Origin of the sequence: Variovorax sp. V213, assembly GCF_041154455.1 — a bacterium.
Classification (GTDB): domain Bacteria; phylum Pseudomonadota; class Gammaproteobacteria; order Burkholderiales; family Burkholderiaceae_C; genus Variovorax.
On sequence record NZ_AP028664.1, the window covers coordinates 1018523 to 1036077 of the forward strand.

Consider the following 17555-nt stretch of genomic DNA (forward strand, 5'->3'; position numbering starts at 1 on the left):
GGCACCATGGCACGAATGAAATTTGTCTGCGACGCGGAACGCTGCATCGAATGCAACGGCTGCGTCACGGCCTGCAAGAACGAAAACGAAGTGCCCTGGGGCGTGAACCGCCGCCGGGTGGTCACGCTGAACGACGGGGTGCCGGGCGAGAAATCGATCTCGGTGGCCTGCATGCATTGCTCCGACGCGCCCTGCATGGCGGTGTGCCCGGTGCAGTGCTTCTACCGTACCGAAGAGGGCGTGGTGCTGCACGACAAGGACGTGTGCATCGGCTGCGGCTACTGCTCGTACGCCTGTCCGTTCGGCGCGCCGCAATTCCCGTCGCAAGGCACCTTCGGCGTGCGCGGCAAGATGGACAAGTGCACCTTCTGTGCCGGCGGCCCCGAGGCCAATGGCTCCGAAGCCGAGTTCGAGAAGTACGGCCGCAACCGGCTCGCCGAAGGCAAGCTTCCGGCCTGCGCCGAAATGTGCTCGACCAAGGCGCTTCTGGCCGGCGACGGCGATGTGGTGGCCGACATCTTCCGCACCCGCGTGGTCCAGCGCGGCAAGGGTGCCGAAGTCTGGGGCTGGGGCACCGCCTACGGCTCGCAGCAGGCTGGCACCCCGCCGGCCGGCGGAGTGCAGAAGTGAAGCGGCCGGGCCTCCTCGCCCTGGGCATTGCGCTGGCCGCAACCTGCCTCGTAGCCTGCGGCGAGAAGCCGCAGACCAACACGCAGGGCGTGAAGCGCGACGCCGTGCCCTGGAGCGGAACGAGCAATAAGGAGAACGCCGGCACGGTGTTCACCGCACCCGGGTGGAAGGTCGGCGACAAGACCGCCTGGCAGCAGCAGCTCAAGACCCGCGCGCAGAACGGGCAGAACGAATACAACAAAGAGAACTGAACGGAGAGCCCATGAAGCAAGCGCTGACCGCTCTGGTTCTTTGTTGTGCCGTGCTGGGTCCGGCCTTCGGGCAGGCGCAGCCGCCGGCCGCACCCGCAACCCCGTCCGCCACCGCCGCACCGGCGCCGGCCGCGGGCGGCATCCGCGGCCAGAACATCTTCGAGGTCAAGCCCGAAGCCAGCGCCGACCCCAACTACGCGAACCAGACCAACGGCGAGCGCATGAAGGTGCAGCCCGGCAACAACGCGCCCATGTGGCGCCAGGTGGGGCAGGGCGTGACCGGCTACAGCAGCCTGCCGAAGAGCGAAGCGCCCGAGGCCGGCAACCTGATCCAGCCTTTCGTGCAGTACCCGGGTTCGCGCTTCACCAACGCGGGCGAAGCCTGGCGCCAGGTGCGCAACGACTGGATCATTCCCTACGGCGCGGCGCTGCTGTTCGTCGTGCTGCTGGCACTGGCCATTTTCTACTTCACGCGCGGCCCCATTCGCCTGCACGGCCAGGAAACCGGCCGCAAGATCGAACGCTTCACGCCCTTCGAGCGGGCCACGCATTGGTCGAACGCCATCGCGTTCGTCACGCTCGCGATCTCCGGCCTCGTGATGGCCTTCGGCAAGTTCTTCCTCCTGCCGTGGATGGGTGCCACGCTGTTCGGCTGGATTGCCTACGCGCTCAAGAATGTCCACAACTTCGTCGGACCGCTGTTTGTGGTGACGATTGTGTTCATGGTCTTCACCTTCATTCGCGACAACATTCCGCGCGCCATGGACCTGAAATGGCTCGCGCGTTTCGGCGGCCTCTTCGGCGGCACGGAAGTGCCGTCGCACCGCTTCAACGCGGGCGAGAAGGTGGTGTTCTGGGGCGGCGTGCTGTTCCTCGGCTTCTTCGTCATCGGCTCGGGGCTCTTCCTGGACAAGCTGCTGCCGGGCTTCGTCTACACGCGCGGCGAGATGCAGGTGGCGCACATGGTCCACGGCATCGCGACCCTGCTGATGATCGCGATGATCATGGGCCACATCTACATCGGCACGCTCGGCATGACGGGCGCCTACAAGGCCATGCGCACCGGCTACGTCGACGAGACCTGGGCCAAGGAACACCACGAACTCTGGTACGACGACATCGTCGCGGGCAAGATCCCGGCGCAGCGCTCGGTGCCGGACGGCTCCGCGGTGCCGCCTGCCGCCCGGCCCGCGATACCCGCCGAAGGAACGCCCTCATGAAAAAGCCGACGCTCTCTTTGAATTTCTGCGCGCTGGTGCTCGCGCTGGCCGCGCCCGTGGCGTGGGCCAAGCTCCCTCCGCCTGCCACTCCCGAGGCCAAGGCCAAGGCCGCCGAAGCCGCCGCCAAGACTGCCTGGAGCGCCAAGGTCGATGCCTACAAGCTCTGCCAGGCGCAGGACCGCGTGGCGGCCAAGTACCGTGCAAGTGCGGCTTCGGCCGCCAAGCCGGCGCCGGCGGCAGTTGCCACGCCGCCCTGCACCGACCCCGGCCCCTTCGCCTTTGCGCCGCCGCCGGACGCGAAGCCGATCGAAGCTGCGGGCGCGCACTCGCCGGCCACCACCGCCGCATCGCCGCCCAGCACAGTGCAGCCTGACGCCACCGTCAATCCGGCGCCGAAGAAGGCGCAGTGACAACGCCGCCGCTGCCGTTGCCGCTGCCACGTCTTACCCAGGCCCGCGCCGCGCTGACGCGCGAGGTCGAGGTCGTCGATGAGCACGGTGCCCGCGGCACGGTCTCCATTCCTGCCGAACGCGATCTCACGGTGTACGTGGACCGGCGCGAACTCGTCACGCTGATGACGCTGGGCGCCCAGCCCGAACTGCTGGTGCTCGGCTACCTGCTGAACCAGCGTCTCATCGAATCGGCCGGCGACGTCGAATCGGTCACGGTCGACTGGGAGGTGGGGGCCGCCGCGGTCAGGACGCACGCCGGCATCGACCGCATCGAGGAGCGCACCGCCAAGAAGGTGGTGACCACCGGCTGCGGCCAGGGCAGCGTGTTCGGCGACCTGATGGCTGACATCGACAGTCTCCGGCTGCCGCCCACGCGCATGACGCAGGCGCAGCTCTATGCGCTGGTCAACGCCATCCGGCTCCAGGAGAGCACCTACAAGTCGGCCGGGTCGGTGCACGGCTGCGCGCTGTTCACGCTCGAGCCCGGCGGTGCCGAGGCCACGATGCACTGCTTCGTCGAGGACGTGGGCCGCCACAACGCCATCGACACCATCGCGGGTTGGTGCGCCATGCAGCCGCAGGGCGCGCTGGCCGGCGACCGGGTTTTCTATACCACCGGCCGGCTCACGAGCGAAATGGTGATCAAGTCGGCGCAGATGGGCGTGCCCATCGTGGTTTCGCGCAGCGGCATCACGCAGATGGGCCACGAGGTGGCCACGCGTGTCGGCCTGTGCGCCATCGGCCGCGCGACCAACCGGCACTTCGTCTGCTACGCGGGTGTCGATCGGCTGGTGCTGCAGCCGGAACTCGCGCGCCGAAGTCCGGCCTAAGGCTGTTCACCCCTTGCGGTAAGCCCCTGAAAGGCGCCGGCGCCCGTGCGTCGGCTATCGTCTCGCCCATGAATGCCTCCCTTCGCCTTGGCTGGCGCACCCTCTGGCGCGATCTGCGTGCCGGCGAGTTGCGCCTCTTGATCGTCGCCGTGCTGCTGGCCGTGGCCGCGCTCACGGCGGTCGGCTTCTTTGCCGATCGGCTTCAGGGCGGATTGCAGCGCGATGCGCGGCAATTGCTCGGCGGCGACGCCGTGGTCGTGAGCGACAACCCCACGCCCCCGGCCTTCATTGCGCAAGCCCGCGCGTTCGGCCTGCAGGGCACCGGCACCTACGGCTTCCCGACCATGGCGCGCGCCGACGATGCCCAGGGCGGCGCCAGCAAGCTGGTGGCGCTCAAGGCCGTGACGGCTGGATATCCGTTGCGCGGCAGCCTGCAGACTGCCAGCACCGCCGAGGCGCCCGGCACCATCACGCGCGACATTCCATCGCCGGGCGAGGTGTGGGTCGATGCCTCGCTGCTCGATTCGCTGGGGCTCAAGGTGGGCGATCCGCTTCTTCTTGGCGACACCAGTTTGCGCATCGGCCGGGTGATCACGCTCGAACCGGATCGCGGTGCAGGCTTCATGAGCTTTTCGCCACGCGTGCTGCTCAACCAGGCGGACGTGCCGCGCACCGGCCTCGTCCAGCCCGCGAGCCGCGTGGGCTACCGGTATGCGGTGGCGGGCGACGATGCAGCCGTCAAGCGCTTCACCGAATGGGCCGAGGCGGCGATCAAGAAGGGCGAGCTGCGCGGCGTGCGGCTCGACTCCTTCGAAGGCGGTCGGCCCGAGATGCGCCAGACGCTGGACCGCGCCGAGAAATTCCTGAGCCTGATCGCACTGCTCGCGGCGCTGCTGTCGGCCGTGGCCGTGGCGCTGGCCGCACGCGGCTTCGCGGCCGGCCACCTCGACGACTGCGCCATGCTGCGCGTGCTCGGCCAGAGCCAGCGCACCATCGCGCTGGCCTACTCGTTCGAGTTCGCGGTCGTCGGCCTCGTGGCCAGCAGCCTCGGCGTGGCGATCGGCTTCGGCGTGCACTACGTCTTCGTGGTGCTGCTCGCGGGGCTGGTCGAAACGGCGCTGCCCGCGGCCACCTTGTGGCCCGTGGCATTCGGCCTCGGCATGGGGCTTACGCTGCTGTTCGCCTTTGGCCTGCCGCCGGTGCTGCAGCTGGCCAGGGTGCCTCCGCTGCGCGTGATCCGGCGCGACGTCGGCGGGCTCAAGCCCGCGTCGCTCGCGGTGCTGGGCATCGGCGTGGCCGGCTTCGCGGCCTTGCTGATTGCGGCCAGCAGCGACCTGAAGCTGGGGCTGATTGCCGTGGGCGGCTTCGCGGGCGCCGTCGCCGTGTTTGCGCTGCTGAGCTGGCTGGCGGTGAAGGTGCTGCGCCGCAGCGTCAATGAAACCACCGCGCCGCGCTGGCTGGTGCTGGCCACGCGCCAGATCTCGGCGCGCCCGGCCTACGCGGTGGTGCAGGTCAGCGCGCTTGCAGTGGGCCTGCTGGCCCTGGTGCTGCTGGTCCTGCTGCGCACCGACCTGGTCGCGAGCTGGCGTAAGGCCACGCCGCCCGATGCGCCCAACCGCTTCGTGATCAACGTCATGCCCGACCAGAGCACCGCGTTCCAGAAGTCGCTGCGCGATGCCGGCGTGAGCAAGTTCGACTGGTACCCGATGATCCGCGGCCGGCTGGTGGCCGTGAACGGCAAGCCGGTGTCGCCCGACGACTACGTGGAAGACCGCGCCAAGCGGCTGGTAGACCGCGAGTTCAATCTCAGCAACAGCGTGCAGGCGCCGCCGCACAACACCGTCGTGGCGGGCGTGTGGAAGGCCGATGCACCGGGTGAAGTAAGCGTGGAAGAAGGCCTGGCGGAGACCCTCGGCCTGAAGCTCGGCGACACGCTGCGCTTCGACATCGGCGGCATGCAGAACGATGCGCGCATCACCTCGCTGCGCAAGGTCGACTGGGGCTCGCTGCATGCCAACTTCTTCGTGATGTACACGGTGGCCGCGTTGCCCGACGTCCCGGTGACCTACATGGGCGCCTTTCGCGCGCCCGAGACCCGCGGCTTCGACAACGCGCTGGTGCGCAGCTACCCCAACGTGACCAACGTCGACATGAGCGCCACCATCAACCAGGTGCAACGCGTGCTCGACCAGGTGATCCGCGCGGTCGAGTTCCTGTTCGGCTTCACGCTCGCCGCGGGGCTGGTGGTGCTGTTTGCCGCGGTCACCGCCACGCGCGAAGAGCGCGCACGCGAGTTCGCCGTGATGCGCGCGGTGGGCGCGCGGGCCAGCCTGCTGCGCCAGGTGCAGCGCGCCGAGCTCGTGGGCGTCGGTTTGCTCGCGGGCTTCCTGGCGAGCGTCGTGGCCTCGGCCATCGGCTGGGGCCTGGCGCGCTACGTGTTCGACTTCACCTGGACCGCGTCGCCCATCGTGCCGGTGGCCGGTGCGCTCGCGGGCGCGGTGCTGGCGCTGGCCGCGGGCTGGTGGGGGCTGCGCGACGTGCTGCGCAGGCCGGTGGTCGATACGCTGCGGCGGGCGGCGGAGTGAGTAGCTGAATCTTCCTGTCCAATAGCGGCATGGAATATCCACCGAACGAACTTGCAGAACGGCTGACCGAGCTCGAGATCAAGTCGAGCTATGCCGAAGACCTGCTGGAGCAGCTGAACATGACGATCTACCGTCAACAGCAGCAGATCGACAGCCTGATTCTTCAGGTCACGCAGCTGAAGCTGCAGAGCCAGAACGCGGGGCAGGAGGGGGCGGCGCGCAACTTGCGCGATGAGCTGCCGCCGCATTACTGAGGGCTATCTGTTCGGGGCGCGATCACGCCGACGGGGGACATTCGCGGAGGGGAGTGCCCGGTGGCCTGCGCACGCACCCCGAATTGCACGGCCCCCAACAGGCCCCAGGAAGAAGGATCAGCCGTGCGAGTGCCAGAGCACGGCGAAGAAGTGGCAGGTGCTGCCGGCCAGCACGAACAGGTGCCATACCGAATGGGCAAAGCGCACCTTGTTGTCGAACAGGAAGACCACCGCACCGGCCGTGTAGAAGAGCCCGCCGGCCACCAGCCAGCCCAGCCCCGCGGGCGACATGCGCTCGTACAGCGGCACCGCCGCCATCAACGCCATCCAGCCCATGGCCACGTAGAGCCCGGTCGACCACAGCGGATGCCGCAGCCGGTTGAACAGCTTGGCGCCCACCCCCAGCGCGGCCGCAGCGCAAATGGCCCCGAACAGGGTCCAGCCCCAGGGCCCGCGCAGCACGCCGAACAGGAAGGGCATGTAGCTGCCCGCAATGAAAAGGTAGATGGCTGCGTGGTCGAGCCGGTTGAACCACGCCTTGGCCCTGCCCATGGGCAGCGCGTGGTATAGCGTGGAAATCAGGTACAGCACGATGGCCGTGCCCGCGAAAAGCGATGCACCGACGATGCTCGCGGCCTGGCCCTTCTGGGCGGCGCTGTAGACCAGGATGGGCAGCGAGGCAATGGCCAGCAGCAGGCCGAGGCCGTGGCTCAGCGCATTGAAGATTTCCTCCAGCGCGGTCTGGTCGCGGGTCAGGGGAGGCCGCTTGTCCGCGTGGACCGGAAGGGCTTGCTGCAGTTGCATCGGGTGTCGATTCGTCATTGGGAACAGAACCTCCTGGATCGGGCTTGGTTCCACGACTTCCGTGCAAACCGGAAAGTCATGTTACTTGACCTGCTGTTTGCCCAATTTGCGTGCCAATGTGCGCCGATGCATGCCGAGACGCCGCGCGGTCTCGGAGATGTTGAAGCCGGTCTCGGCCAGCGTCTCGTGGATGCGCTCCCATTCGAGCGTCTTGATCGAGGTCGATCGGTTGGTCAGTTCCACCTCGGTGGTGCCGGTGGCGCGGCCGAAGGCGGCCTCGATGTCGTCGGTGTTCGAGGGTTTGGCCAGGTAGTGGCAGGCGCCGAGCTTGATTGCCTCGACAGCCGTTGCGATGCTGGCAAAGCCCGTGAGCACCACGATCAGCATCTTGGGGTTGTGCCGGTGCAGCATCTGCACGCAGGCCAGGCCCGAGGCCTCGCCGTTGAGCTTCAGGTCGACCACCGCATAGCCGTAGCCCGGCGCATGGGTCTGCAGCAGGGTCTCGACCTCTTCGGCATTGCTCGCGTGCGTGACCGCGTAGCCGCGGCGCTCGAACGACTTGCCGAGCGTGCGCGCGAAGGCCGCGTCGTCTTCGACGATCAGCAACTGGCGCTCGGCTTCAGCGGTTTGCGTCATGGGCTTTCGCTTTTTCGATGGCGTCGATGGCTGGAGTCTCTTCGCCTGCTTCTTCGTCGTCGTCTTCCTCTTCTTCCAGCACGATGGCCGCGAGAGGCAGCGTGATGGCCACGATGGCGCCGCCTCCGGGCCGGTTGTGCACCGCGACGCGGCCGCCCAGGGTGCGGGCCACGTTGACCACCAGGAACAGACCGAGCCCGCCGCCCGGCCGTCCCTTGCTCGACTGGTAGGGCTTGCCGAACTCCTTCAGGATGGACGGCAGGAACCCGGGGCCGGCATCGGTCACGGTGAGGGTCAGCGCGTCGGCGTCATGCGCCACTTCGAAGCGCAGCCAGTGCGGCGAGGCTTCCAGCGCATTGTCGAGCACGTTGCAGATCATCTGCTTGAGGGCCGAGTCGGAAACCATGGGCAGGTCCCGGCCGAAGCGGTTCTCGTAGTCGAATTCCTCGACGGGGCGCGTGGTGCGCCATTCCTCGACCAGGTCGTCGAGGAAGGTGCTCACCGTGGTCTCTTCCGACGACTCGCCGCGCGCCTCGCCGGCGGACAGCAGGATGCCGCTCACGATGCTCTTGCAGCGCTGGATCTGCAGCTCCATCTCGGCCACTTCGGTCAGCAGCTCGGGGTCGGAGCTGAAATGCGGCAACCGGCGCCAGTCGCCGAGGATCACCGCCAGCGTGGCCAGCGGCGTGCCGAGTTCGTGCGCGGCGCCGGAGGCGAGCAGGCCCATGCGCACGATGTGCTCTTCTTCCGACGCGCGCTGGCGCAGGTCGGCCAGCCGTGCATCGCGTGCGCGCAGGTTGCGGCTGATGCGGGTGATGAACACCACCAGCAGCGCCGCATTGAGCGCAAAGCAGATCAGCATGCCCTGCACGTAGGGGCTCCAGAGCCCGCGGTCGTGGTCGAGCGGCAGCGCGAGCGGGCGCGAGAAAAGCGCCAGCCCCGCAAAGCAGAGGCTGGTGACGACGACGATGGTCCATGTCGACCAGGCCTTGAGCAGCACCGCGCCCAGGATGACCTGCAGCAGATATAAAAAGACGAACGGATTGGTGGCGCCGCCGCTCAGGTAGAGCTGTGCGGTGAGCGTGGCCACGTCGACCAGCAGCGCGAGAAAGAGTTCGCCGTTGGTCACGCGGCGAAGGCTGCGCGAGCGCAGCAGGCTCACGCCGTTGAAGAGCGCAAGGCAGGTCAGCACCTGCAGCATGTGGTCGAGCGGCAGCCGGATGCCGAAGCCGTAATGCACCAGCAGGATGGTGGCCACCTGCCCGACCACCGCGAACCAGCGCAGCTGGATCAGCTGCTGCATGTTCTTGTGGCCGGTGGCGTTGTCCAGGCTCGCCACGCCCGCGCGGGGCGCGTGCAGTTCCCCCGCGACGGCGAGAGGCTCAGTCGTGGCGGGCATCTGGACGGGAGCTGGCTTGGGCATTGGCGGTATTTTCGCCGCTGCGGCGCCTGCGCCCCTCGCGCCAGGCGTACCCGGCGGCGCCCAGGACCATCAGCGCGAGGCCATACCAGGTGAGGGCGTAGACAAGGTGGCTGTTGGGAAAGGCGATGACCGTGAGGCCGCCGGCGGGCCAGGCAGGGGCCGTGCTGGACGAAGACGGCGCGGCATCCGCATCGACGAAGTACGGCGCCACGTTGCCGAGGCCGCGTGCGGCGGCAATGGCCTGCACGTCGCGCGAGAACCAGCGCTGCGCGGCCGGCTCGTTCTTGCGCAGGAAACCGCCCTTGGGTTCGGTGATGCGCAGCAGCCCGGTCACGGTGGTTTCGCCCTGGGGCTCGGAGGCCGCGCGCGCCGGGCGGCCCTGCGCTTCGGGTGGCACGAAGCCGCGGTTGACCAGCACGATGCTGCCATCGGCAGCGCGCAGCGGCGTCAGCACCCAGAAGCCGGCGCCCAGCCGGGTGCTGGCCTGCACCAGGGTTTCCTTGTCGTGGAGAAAGGTGCCGGCGAGGCGCACGCGCCGGTATTCGTCGGCGGCCGCGTTCACTTGCGGCCAGCGATCGCGCCCGGGCGCATCGGCGGGCGGGGCGTGCACGCGCTGTTCGACGCGGGCGATGAGATCGAGCTTCCAGGCCCGGCGCTCGACCTGCCAGGTGCCGAGCGCGAAGAAGCCGGCAAAGGCCAGTGCCGCGCAGACCGCCAGTGCCACCCGGGCCGCCGCGGAGCGCTGGCGGCTGGCCGGCGTGTCGAGGCTTGGGGTGCTGTGGTCTGGCGGCAGGGGCGTCAAGGCATGTTCTTCATGTCGTGCACCGACATCGGCATCATGTTGGCGTTCATGTGGTACATGACCCAGAGCGATCCGGCCAGCGTGATCACCACGAGCACGATCGTGAAGATCAGCGCGAGCATGTTCCAGCCGCTCTCGGACTTGGCGTCCATGTGCAGGAAATAGATCATGTGGACCACGATCTGCACCGCGGCAAAGCCCAGGATGACGAGCGAGGTGGTGTGCGTGCTGGCGAGCACCTTGCCCATCACGAGCCAGAACGGAATCGCGGTCAGGATCACGGCCAGCACGAAGCCGGTCATGTAGCCCTTGAAAGTGCTGTGGCTGACGGGGCCGTCGTCGTGATGGTCGTCGTGCGCGCCATGGCCGTGGGCGGCGTTGTTGGTGGCGGCGCTCATTGCATCGATCCCATCAGATAGACAAAAGTGAAGACGCCGATCCAGACCACGTCCAGGAAGTGCCAGAACATCGACAGGCACATCAGGCGGCGGCGGTTCGCGGCGGTGAAGCCGTGCTTGGGCAGCTGGATCATCAGCACGATGAGCCAGACGATGCCGAAGGTCACGTGCAGGCCGTGGGTGCCGACCAGCGCGAAGAACGACGACAGGAAGGCGCTGCGCTGCGGGCCCGCGCCTTCGTGGATCAGGTGCGCGAACTCGTACAGCTCCAGGCCGATGAAGCCCGCGCCCAGCAGGCCGGTGACGAACAGCCACGCCAGCGTGCCGCCCATGCGCTTGCGCTGCATCTCGAGCACCGCGAAGCCATAGGTGATGGACGAGAAGAGCAGCAGCGATGTGTTGATGGCCACCAGCGGGAGGTCGAACAGGTCGGCGCCCGAGGGGCCGGCCGCGTAGCTGCGGCCCAGCACGCCATAGGTCGCGAACAGGCAGGCGAAAACCAGGCAGTCGCTCATCAGGTAGAGCCAAAAGCCCAGCAGCGTGCCGTTTTCGGGGTGGTGGTCGTTGCCGACGTGGAACAGCTCGAACACGGGCGGCTTGCCCGTCTGGTCGCTGTGGGCGTGGACGCCCGCGGGAGAGTGGAGGGCGGTGGTATCAGACATGGGCTGCTGCCAGGAGTCGCGTGCGGGCGTCTTCGGTGCGGACGACTTCATCCGCGGGGATGTGGTAGTCGCGCTTGTAGTTGAAGGTATGGATGATCACGGCCGCCAGCATGGCGAAGAAGCCGATGCCCGCCACGAGCCACATCTGCCAGATCAGCGCGAAGCCGCAGACCGCCGCCAGCGCCGCGATGACGAAGCCGGCAGCCGTGTTCTTGGGCATGTGGATGGGCGTGAAGCCTTCGATCGGGCGGGCGTAGCCGCGGCGCTTCATGTCGGTCCAAGCGTCGTTGTCGTGGATGCGCGGCGTGAACGCGAAGTTGTAGGCTGGCGGCGGCGACGAGGTCGACCATTCGAGCGTGCGGCCATTCCACGGGTCGCCCGTGGTGTCGCGCAGCGAGTCGCGGCGGATGTAGCTCACCACCAGCTGGATCAGGAACGATGCGATGCCCAGCGCGATCAGCACGGCGCCGAAGGCGGCGACCTGGAACCAGATCTGCAGCGACATGTCCTGGAAGTGGCTCATGCGGCGCGTGACGCCCATCAGGCCCAGGATGTACAGCGGCATGAAGGCGAACCAGAAGCCCACGATCCAGAACCAGAACGAGCACTTGCCCCAGAACGGATCGAGCTTGTAGCCGAAGGCCTTTGGGAACCAGTAAGTGATGCCGGCCAGCATGCCGAACAGCACGCCGCCGATGATCACGTTGTGGAAGTGGGCGATCAGGAACAGGCTGTTGTGCAGCACGAAGTCGGCCGGGGGCACCGCGAGCAGCACGCCCGTCATGCCGCCGATCACGAAGGTGATCATGAAGCCGATGGTCCACATCATGGGCAGCTCGAAGCGGATGCGGCCGCGGTACATGGTGAAGAGCCAGTTGAAGATCTTCGCGCCCGTCGGGATCGAGATGATCATCGTCGTGATGCCGAAGAACGAGTTCACGCTGGCGCCGGAGCCCATGGTGAAGAAGTGGTGCAGCCACACCAGGTACGACAGGATGGTGATCACGACCGTGGCGTACACCATCGACGCGTAGCCGAAGAGGCGCTTGCCGGAGAAGGTGGAGACCACCTCCGAGAAGATGCCGAAGGCCGGCAGGATCAGGATGTACACCTCGGGGTGGCCCCAGATCCAGATCAGGTTCACGTACATCATGGCGTTGCCGCCGAGGTCGTTCGTGAAGAAGTTGGTGCCGACGTAGCGGTCGAGCGACAGCAGGGCCAGCACGGCGGTCAGCACCGGGAAGGCAGCCACGATCAGCACGTTGGTGCAGAGAGCAGTCCAGGTGAACACCGGCATCTTCATCATCGTCATGCCGGGCGCGCGCATCTTCACGATGGTGGCCAGCAGGTTGACGCCGGAGAGCAGGGTTCCCACCCCCGCTATCTGCAATGACCAGATGTAGTAGTCGACCCCCACGTCGGGGCTGAAGAGAATGCCCGACAGCGGCGGGTAGGCCAGCCAGCCGGTCTTGGCGAACTCGCCCACGAAAAGCGACGCCATCACCAGGCCGGCACCGAAGGTGGTCATCCAGAAGCTGAAGTTGTTCAGGAACGGGAAGGCCACGTCGCGTGCGCCGATCTGCAGCGGCACCACGAAGTTCATGAGGCCCGTGACCAGCGGCATGGCCACGAAGAAGATCATGATCACGCCGTGGGCGGTGAAGATCTGGTCGTAGTGGTGCGGCGGCAGGAAGCCGGCGTTGTCGCCGAAGGCGATGGCCTGCTGGGCCCGCATCATGATCGCGTCGGCAAAGCCGCGCAGCAGCATCACCAGCCCGAGGATGATGTACATGATGCCGATCTTCTTGTGGTCGATGCTGGTGATCCAGTCGCGCCACAGGGTGCCCCAGAGCTTGAAGTAGGTCAGCGCGCCGAGGATGGCAAGTCCGCCCAGCACCACGGCCGCAAAGGTCGCAAGCAGGATGGGCTCGTGGTAGGGAATTGCCTCCCACGTGAGGCGGCCGAAGACGAGCTTCGTCAGGTCAAGGTTCTCGAACATCGTCATTCTTCGGTGGTGCACATTGCCGTGACGTACTTGCGCGTCGGCGAACTGGAATTGATGCTGTCGGGCTGCCAGGCGGTTGCCTTGGTGGCCACATTGAAGGCGCCGGGCTTGCCCAGGCCGCCCTCGGCGTCGATGGCCATCATCTGCTTCATGCACATCTTGTTGCGGTCGACGCAACGGTTGAGGATGGCGTCATACAGGTCGGGCGCCACGCTGGCGTAGTGGCGCACGGGATCGCGCTCGCTCGGCGCTTCGAGCTTCACGTAGGTTTCGCGGCTGAGCTCGCCGTCCTTGCCGGCCTTGGCCTTTTTCACCCACTCTTCAAAGCCGTCGTGGGTCAGGCCGTGGAACTTGAAGCGCATGCCCGAGAAGCCCGCGCCGCTGTAGTTGGCCGAGAAGCCCTCGAACTCGCCCGGCTTGTTGATAACCGCGTGCAGCTTGGTTTCCATGGCCGGCATGGCGTAGATCTGCCCGGCCAGCGCGGGAATGAAGAAAGAGTTCATCACCGAGGTGGCCGTGATCTTGAAAGTGATCGGCCGGTCGACCGGTGCGGCCATTTCATTCACCGTGGCAAAGCCTTGTTCAGGGTAGATGAAGAGCCATTTCCAGTCGAGTGCCACCACTTCGACCACCAGCGGCTTGGCTTCGGCGGGAACCGGGCGCTCGGCGTCCAGGCGGCTCAGCGGCCGGTACGGATCGAGCGTGTGGGTGCTGATCCACGTGATGGCGCCCAGCGCGATGATGATCAGAAGCGGCGCGGCCCAGATCGCGAGCTCGAGCTGGGTGGAGTGGTCCCAGTCGGGGCTGTAGTCGGCCTCCTTGTTCGACTGGCGGTAGCGCCAGGCGAAGAAGATGGTCAGCGCGATCACCGGAATGATGATGATCAGCATCAGCACGGTGGAGACGACGATCAGGCGTCCCTGCTGGTTGGCGATGTCGCCGGAAGGGTTCATGAGCACCGTGTTGCAGCCCGCCAGCAAGGCGAGGGGGAGCAACAGGAGCCATCGGCGAAGGGAGTGGAGGGTGGGCATGCCGAAGAGAGAGAAAGAGGTGCGTGGGCTGCGCAAAGACTCCACAATCTACGACCAAAGGCTTCTGCCGCCTATTGGACGTTTTGTCCTATGGCGGGAATCCCCATTCGGTGAGACGCTTGGAACCTCTGTTCAATGGTCTACCTTTGTCACTGCCGGTGACACCCGAATTACAAAACGCAATGACGACGACGTCCAGCATCAGTCCGCAAGGCGCACAGCCTGTGCCGAACACGTCCGGAAACGGCGCCAGCCAGAGCGACGCCGATCACCCGCACATCGCCCCGGGCGAGATCGCGGTCGGCGTGATCATCGGCCGCGCTTCCGAGTATTTCGACTTCTTCGTCTACGGCATTGCCTCGGTGCTGGTGTTCCCCGCGGTGTTCTTCCCGTTCGAGGCGCGCCTCGAGGGAACCCTCTACGCCTTCGTGGTTTTTTCCTTCGCCTTCATTGCGCGCCCGTTCGGAACTGTCATTTCAATGGCCATCCAGCGACGGTTCGGGCGAGAGGCCAAGCTGACCATTGCGCTGTTCGTGCTGGGAACCTCCACTGCGGGCATTGCCTTCCTGCCAGGCTACGCGAGCATCGGATTCACGTCGATCGTGCTGCTGTCGGTCTTCCGCTTTGCCCAGGGCCTGGCGCTCGGCGGCTCGTGGGACGGCCTGCCTTCGCTGCTGGCGCTCAATGCGCCGCAGAACCGCCGCGGCTGGTACGCCATGCTGGGCCAGCTGGGTGCGCCGCTCGGCTTTTTCGTGGCCAGCGCGCTGTTCGCCTACCTGTATGCCAACCTGCCGCTCAAGGACTTCCTCGACTGGGGCTGGCGCTACACCTTCTACGTGGCCTTTGCGATCAACGTGGTGGCGCTGTTCGCGCGCCTGCGGCTGGTGGCGACCGAAGAGTATTCGCGCCTGCTCGAAGAGCGCGAGCTGCAGCCCACCAGCGTGGTCGAGCTGACCCGCTCGCAGGGCGCCAACCTGCTGATCGGCGCGTTCGCGGCGCTGGCCAGCTATGCGCTCTTCCACCTGATCACGGTGTTCCCGCTGTCGTGGATCACGCTGTACTCCGACCAGTCGATCACCGAGTTCCTGGTGGTGCAGATGATCGGCGCGGTGTTCTGCGCCGGCGGCATCGTGGCCTCCGGCCTGATTGCCGACCGCGTGGGACGCCGTTTCACGCTCGGCGGCCTGGCCGCGATGATCGCGGTGTTCAGCGGCTTTGCGCCCACGCTGCTCGACGGCGGCCGCCTCGGGCAGGACATCTTCATCCTGCTGGGCTTCGTGCTGCTGGGCTTGTCATACGGCCAGGCGGCCGGCGCGGTGACCTCGAACTTCGAGCCCAAGTACCGCTACACCGGCGCCGCACTGACGGCCGACCTGGCGTGGCTCATCGGCGCCGCCTTTGCCCCGCTGGTGGCGCTCGGCCTGTCGGCGAATTTCGGGCTGGCCTATGTGAGCGTGTATCTGCTGTCGGGTGCGGTTGGCACGCTGGCGGCGCTGGGGCTGAACCGGGCGCTGGTGCGCGACTGAGCGGCGGATCGCAGCCGTTTCTCCAAAGGGGCCGTTCGGCCCCTTTTTTGTTTTCCGGCGCACAGGCTTAGGATCGCCCCATGTTCGCCGCCGCCATCTTCGACATGGACGGGCTGCTCATCGATTCGGAGCGGCCCATCATGGCTGCCTGGATCGAAGCGGCCCGCACGCTCGACATCGAGCTTTCGCACAGCCAGTATCTGCAGGTGGTGGGCCTCGCGACCGCAGAGTCCGAGCTGATTCTCGGCACGCTGCTCGGCGGGCCCGACGCCTATCGCCATGCCATCGCCCACGTCCGCAAACTGCTGCAACTGCAGCGCGCGGACGGCCTTCCGATGTTTCCCATCAAGCCCGGCGCGGCCGAGTTCCTGGGTGCGCTGCGGCAGCGGGGAACGCGCTGTGCCGTGGCGTCGTCTTCGACCAGCGGCCAGATCCAGGCCTGCCTTGGGAGCCTCGACGTGCTTCACCATTTCGACGCCTTCGCAGGCGGCGACGAGGTGGCCCGGGCGAAGCCCGACCCGGCGCTCTACCTGCTCGCGGCACAGCGCCTGGGCGTGGACCCGGCGGAATGCGTGGCCTTCGAGGACAGCGAGAACGGCGCCAAGGCCGCGCTGGCGGCGGGCCTCAGGGTCGTGATCGTGCCGGACCTCAAGCACCCGCCCACTTCGATCGTCGAGCGGGCGTTCCATGTGCTCGACTCCCTGCACGAGGCCGTCGCGCATGTGCCGCGATGGTTTCCCGGCCAGGTGATGCGCACATGATCAAGATCGGGACCCTCTGCCACGTGCTCGACAGCTGCCTCGCGTCGCCGATGACCGAGCGCGCCGTCGGACGCATCGTGGAGGTGGTCTCGGCGCCCTACGAGGCGCCCAGCGAGCGCTACCTGCCCGGCACCTACTACGACGTGCTGTTCGAGGGCTGGACCTTTTATTGCCGCAGCGACAAGCTCGTGCCCATCTCCGATCCCGATGCGGACGTCGGCGACTGGGAGGACGCGTTCCTCGACGTCCCCGCCGGCAGCCCGCCATCAAGAGCGCTTCAGAGCACCTCGTCGCGCAACTGCGGAAACACTTTCGAAACCTTGGCGAGCAGGTAGTCGCCGTAGCGGCCGCTGAAGGCGTGCACATTGGCACGGTCCCAGCGCTCGGCGCTGTCGTCGAGCGCCTCCGCGCCCGCGAGGCCTTCGATGCGCTGCACGCGGGCCTCGAAGTTCGGGTCGAAGAACAGCGGGAACGAGAGCCGGTCGCGGCCCGAGGTGTTGCGCCTCACGCGGTGCGGCGTCGACTTGTAGAGCCCGCCGGTCATGCGGTCGAGCATGTCGCCGATGTTGCAGACGAAGGAGCCCGGAATCGGCGGCGCATCGATCCAGCCGCCGGGCGTGTGCACGGCGAGGCCGCCCACGTCGTCCTGGTGCAGGATGGTGAGCAGGCCGTAGTCCGTGTGCTCGCCCACGCCCCACTGCACGTCGAGCCCTTCGGGCACGGGCTGCGAGGGGTAGTTGAACAGGCGGAACAGGATCAGCGGATCGGCCGTGTAGCGCTCGGCAAAATACGCTGCCGGCAGGCCGAGGCTCAGCGCAATGCCTTCCATCAGCCGGTGGCCCAGCTGCGTGACGGCCGCCATGTAGTCGAGGATGGCTTCGCGCAAGCCCGGCACGTCGGGGAAGAGGTTGGGCCCGTGCACCGGTGTCTTCGCCTGCACCAGCGGATGCGAGGCGGGCAGCTCGGTGCCGAGGTAGAGGCCTTCCTTCCAGTCGGGCCGGCCCGACGTGAGTTCGCCGCCGAGCGGGAAGAAGCCGCGCCAGGCGCGCCCGCCCAGGGCCATGCGCCATTGCATCTTCGTTGCTTCGGGCAGTGCGAAGAATTGGTGGCTCAGGTCTTCGAGCCGGTGCACCAGCGCTGCATCGACGCCGTGGCCCGTCACGTAGAAGAAGCCGTGCGCGCGGCAGGCGGCGCCGATCTGCGCGGCCACGCTGTCACGCCCGGGCGTTCCGGCCACGAGCGGGCCGACGTCGATCACGGGGAGCGTCTGCATATCGGTCATGGG

19 protein-coding genes are annotated in these 17555 nt (G+C 67.1%); 10 read left to right on the plus strand and 9 right to left on the minus strand.

The window, feature by feature from the left end:
• Positions 1-6 precede the first annotated feature (6 nt).
• The 7 genes from fdh3B to ACAM55_RS05000 all read left to right on the plus strand — a co-directional run bounded on the left by fdh3B (position 7) and on the right by ACAM55_RS05000 (position 6222).
• The gene (gene fdh3B / locus ACAM55_RS04970) at positions 7-630 is read left to right on the plus strand and encodes a formate dehydrogenase FDH3 subunit beta (protein ID WP_093015025.1); all 624 of its coding nucleotides are present in this window, start codon (positions 7-9) and stop codon (positions 628-630) included.
• Entirely contained in the window at positions 627-881 is a 255-nt protein-coding gene (locus tag ACAM55_RS04975; protein WP_369654941.1) for a hypothetical protein, read from the plus strand. The genes fdh3B and ACAM55_RS04975 overlap by 4 nt, the downstream gene beginning before the upstream one ends.
• A gap of 11 nt (positions 882-892) precedes the next feature.
• Positions 893-2101: a formate dehydrogenase subunit gamma gene (locus tag ACAM55_RS04980; protein ID WP_369654942.1), complete on the plus strand. Its 1209-nt coding sequence runs from the start codon at positions 893-895 to the stop codon at positions 2099-2101.
• Positions 2098-2511 carry a hypothetical protein gene (locus ACAM55_RS04985; RefSeq protein ID WP_369654943.1) on the plus strand — a complete coding sequence of 138 codons (414 nt, stop codon included), beginning with the start codon at positions 2098-2100 and terminating at the stop codon, positions 2509-2511. Before ACAM55_RS04980 ends, ACAM55_RS04985 begins: the two co-directional genes overlap by 4 nt.
• The gene (locus ACAM55_RS04990; protein ID WP_369654944.1) at positions 2508-3383 is read left to right on the plus strand and encodes a formate dehydrogenase accessory sulfurtransferase FdhD; all 876 of its coding nucleotides are present in this window, start codon (positions 2508-2510) and stop codon (positions 3381-3383) included. The genes ACAM55_RS04985 and ACAM55_RS04990 overlap by 4 nt, the downstream gene beginning before the upstream one ends.
• A 68-nt stretch (positions 3384-3451) precedes the next feature.
• Complete coding sequence (locus ACAM55_RS04995; protein WP_369654945.1) at positions 3452-5968, plus strand: ABC transporter permease; 2517 nt, start codon at positions 3452-3454, stop codon at positions 5966-5968.
• 29 nt (positions 5969-5997) lie between these two features.
• Positions 5998-6222 carry a SlyX family protein gene (locus ACAM55_RS05000; RefSeq protein WP_369654946.1) on the plus strand — a complete coding sequence of 75 codons (225 nt, stop codon included), beginning with the start codon at positions 5998-6000 and terminating at the stop codon, positions 6220-6222.
• 117 nt (positions 6223-6339) lie between these two features.
• On the opposite strand, the gene ACAM55_RS05005 is transcribed toward ACAM55_RS05000, so the two are convergent.
• The 8 genes from ACAM55_RS05005 to cyoA form a co-directional block, all read right to left on the minus strand.
• Positions 6340-7026: a hemolysin III family protein gene (locus ACAM55_RS05005; protein ID WP_369656339.1), complete on the minus strand. Its 687-nt coding sequence runs from the start codon at positions 7024-7026 to the stop codon at positions 6340-6342.
• An 81-nt stretch (positions 7027-7107) separates the two neighbouring features.
• The gene (locus tag ACAM55_RS05010) at positions 7108-7662 is read right to left on the minus strand and encodes a response regulator transcription factor (protein WP_369654947.1); all 555 of its coding nucleotides are present in this window, start codon (positions 7660-7662) and stop codon (positions 7108-7110) included.
• Positions 7646-9061 (minus strand): ATP-binding protein, encoded by a 1416-nt coding sequence (locus tag ACAM55_RS05015; RefSeq protein WP_369654948.1) that lies wholly within the window; start codon positions 9059-9061, stop codon positions 7646-7648. Before ACAM55_RS05015 ends, ACAM55_RS05010 begins: the two co-directional genes overlap by 17 nt.
• A complete protein-coding gene (locus ACAM55_RS05020) occupies positions 9045-9887 on the minus strand; it encodes an SURF1 family protein (RefSeq protein WP_369654949.1) in 843 nt (280 codons plus the stop codon). Before ACAM55_RS05020 ends, ACAM55_RS05015 begins: the two co-directional genes overlap by 17 nt.
• On the minus strand, positions 9884-10285 hold the full coding sequence (gene cyoD / locus ACAM55_RS05025; protein WP_369654950.1) for a cytochrome o ubiquinol oxidase subunit IV: 402 nt from the start codon (positions 10283-10285) through the stop codon (positions 9884-9886). Before cyoD ends, ACAM55_RS05020 begins: the two co-directional genes overlap by 4 nt.
• On the minus strand, positions 10282-10947 hold the full coding sequence (cyoC, locus tag ACAM55_RS05030) for a cytochrome o ubiquinol oxidase subunit III (RefSeq protein WP_369654951.1): 666 nt from the start codon (positions 10945-10947) through the stop codon (positions 10282-10284). Before cyoC ends, cyoD begins: the two co-directional genes overlap by 4 nt.
• The gene (cyoB, locus tag ACAM55_RS05035) at positions 10940-12946 is read right to left on the minus strand and encodes a cytochrome o ubiquinol oxidase subunit I (RefSeq protein ID WP_369654952.1); all 2007 of its coding nucleotides are present in this window, start codon (positions 12944-12946) and stop codon (positions 10940-10942) included. Before cyoB ends, cyoC begins: the two co-directional genes overlap by 8 nt.
• Before the next feature lie 2 nt (positions 12947-12948).
• Entirely contained in the window at positions 12949-13983 is a 1035-nt protein-coding gene (cyoA, locus tag ACAM55_RS05040) for a ubiquinol oxidase subunit II (RefSeq protein WP_369654953.1), read from the minus strand.
• Between the two features lie 182 nt (positions 13984-14165).
• Between cyoA and ACAM55_RS05045 the strand changes: the two genes are divergently transcribed.
• The 3 genes from ACAM55_RS05045 to ACAM55_RS05055 all read left to right on the plus strand — a co-directional run bounded on the left by ACAM55_RS05045 (position 14166) and on the right by ACAM55_RS05055 (position 16605).
• Positions 14166-15509: an MFS transporter gene (locus ACAM55_RS05045; protein ID WP_369654954.1), complete on the plus strand. Its 1344-nt coding sequence runs from the start codon at positions 14166-14168 to the stop codon at positions 15507-15509.
• Between the two features lie 80 nt (positions 15510-15589).
• On the plus strand, positions 15590-16270 hold the full coding sequence (locus ACAM55_RS05050; RefSeq protein ID WP_369654955.1) for an HAD family hydrolase: 681 nt from the start codon (positions 15590-15592) through the stop codon (positions 16268-16270).
• Entirely contained in the window at positions 16267-16605 is a 339-nt protein-coding gene (locus ACAM55_RS05055; protein ID WP_369654956.1) for a hypothetical protein, read from the plus strand. Before ACAM55_RS05050 ends, ACAM55_RS05055 begins: the two co-directional genes overlap by 4 nt.
• Here ACAM55_RS05055 and ACAM55_RS05060 read toward each other — a convergent pair.
• Positions 16548-17552 carry an isopenicillin N synthase family dioxygenase gene (locus ACAM55_RS05060; RefSeq protein WP_369654957.1) on the minus strand — a complete coding sequence of 335 codons (1005 nt, stop codon included), beginning with the start codon at positions 17550-17552 and terminating at the stop codon, positions 16548-16550. The two genes, ACAM55_RS05055 and ACAM55_RS05060, sit on opposite strands and share 58 nt — an antisense overlap.
• Positions 17553-17555: the final 3 nt, after the last annotated feature.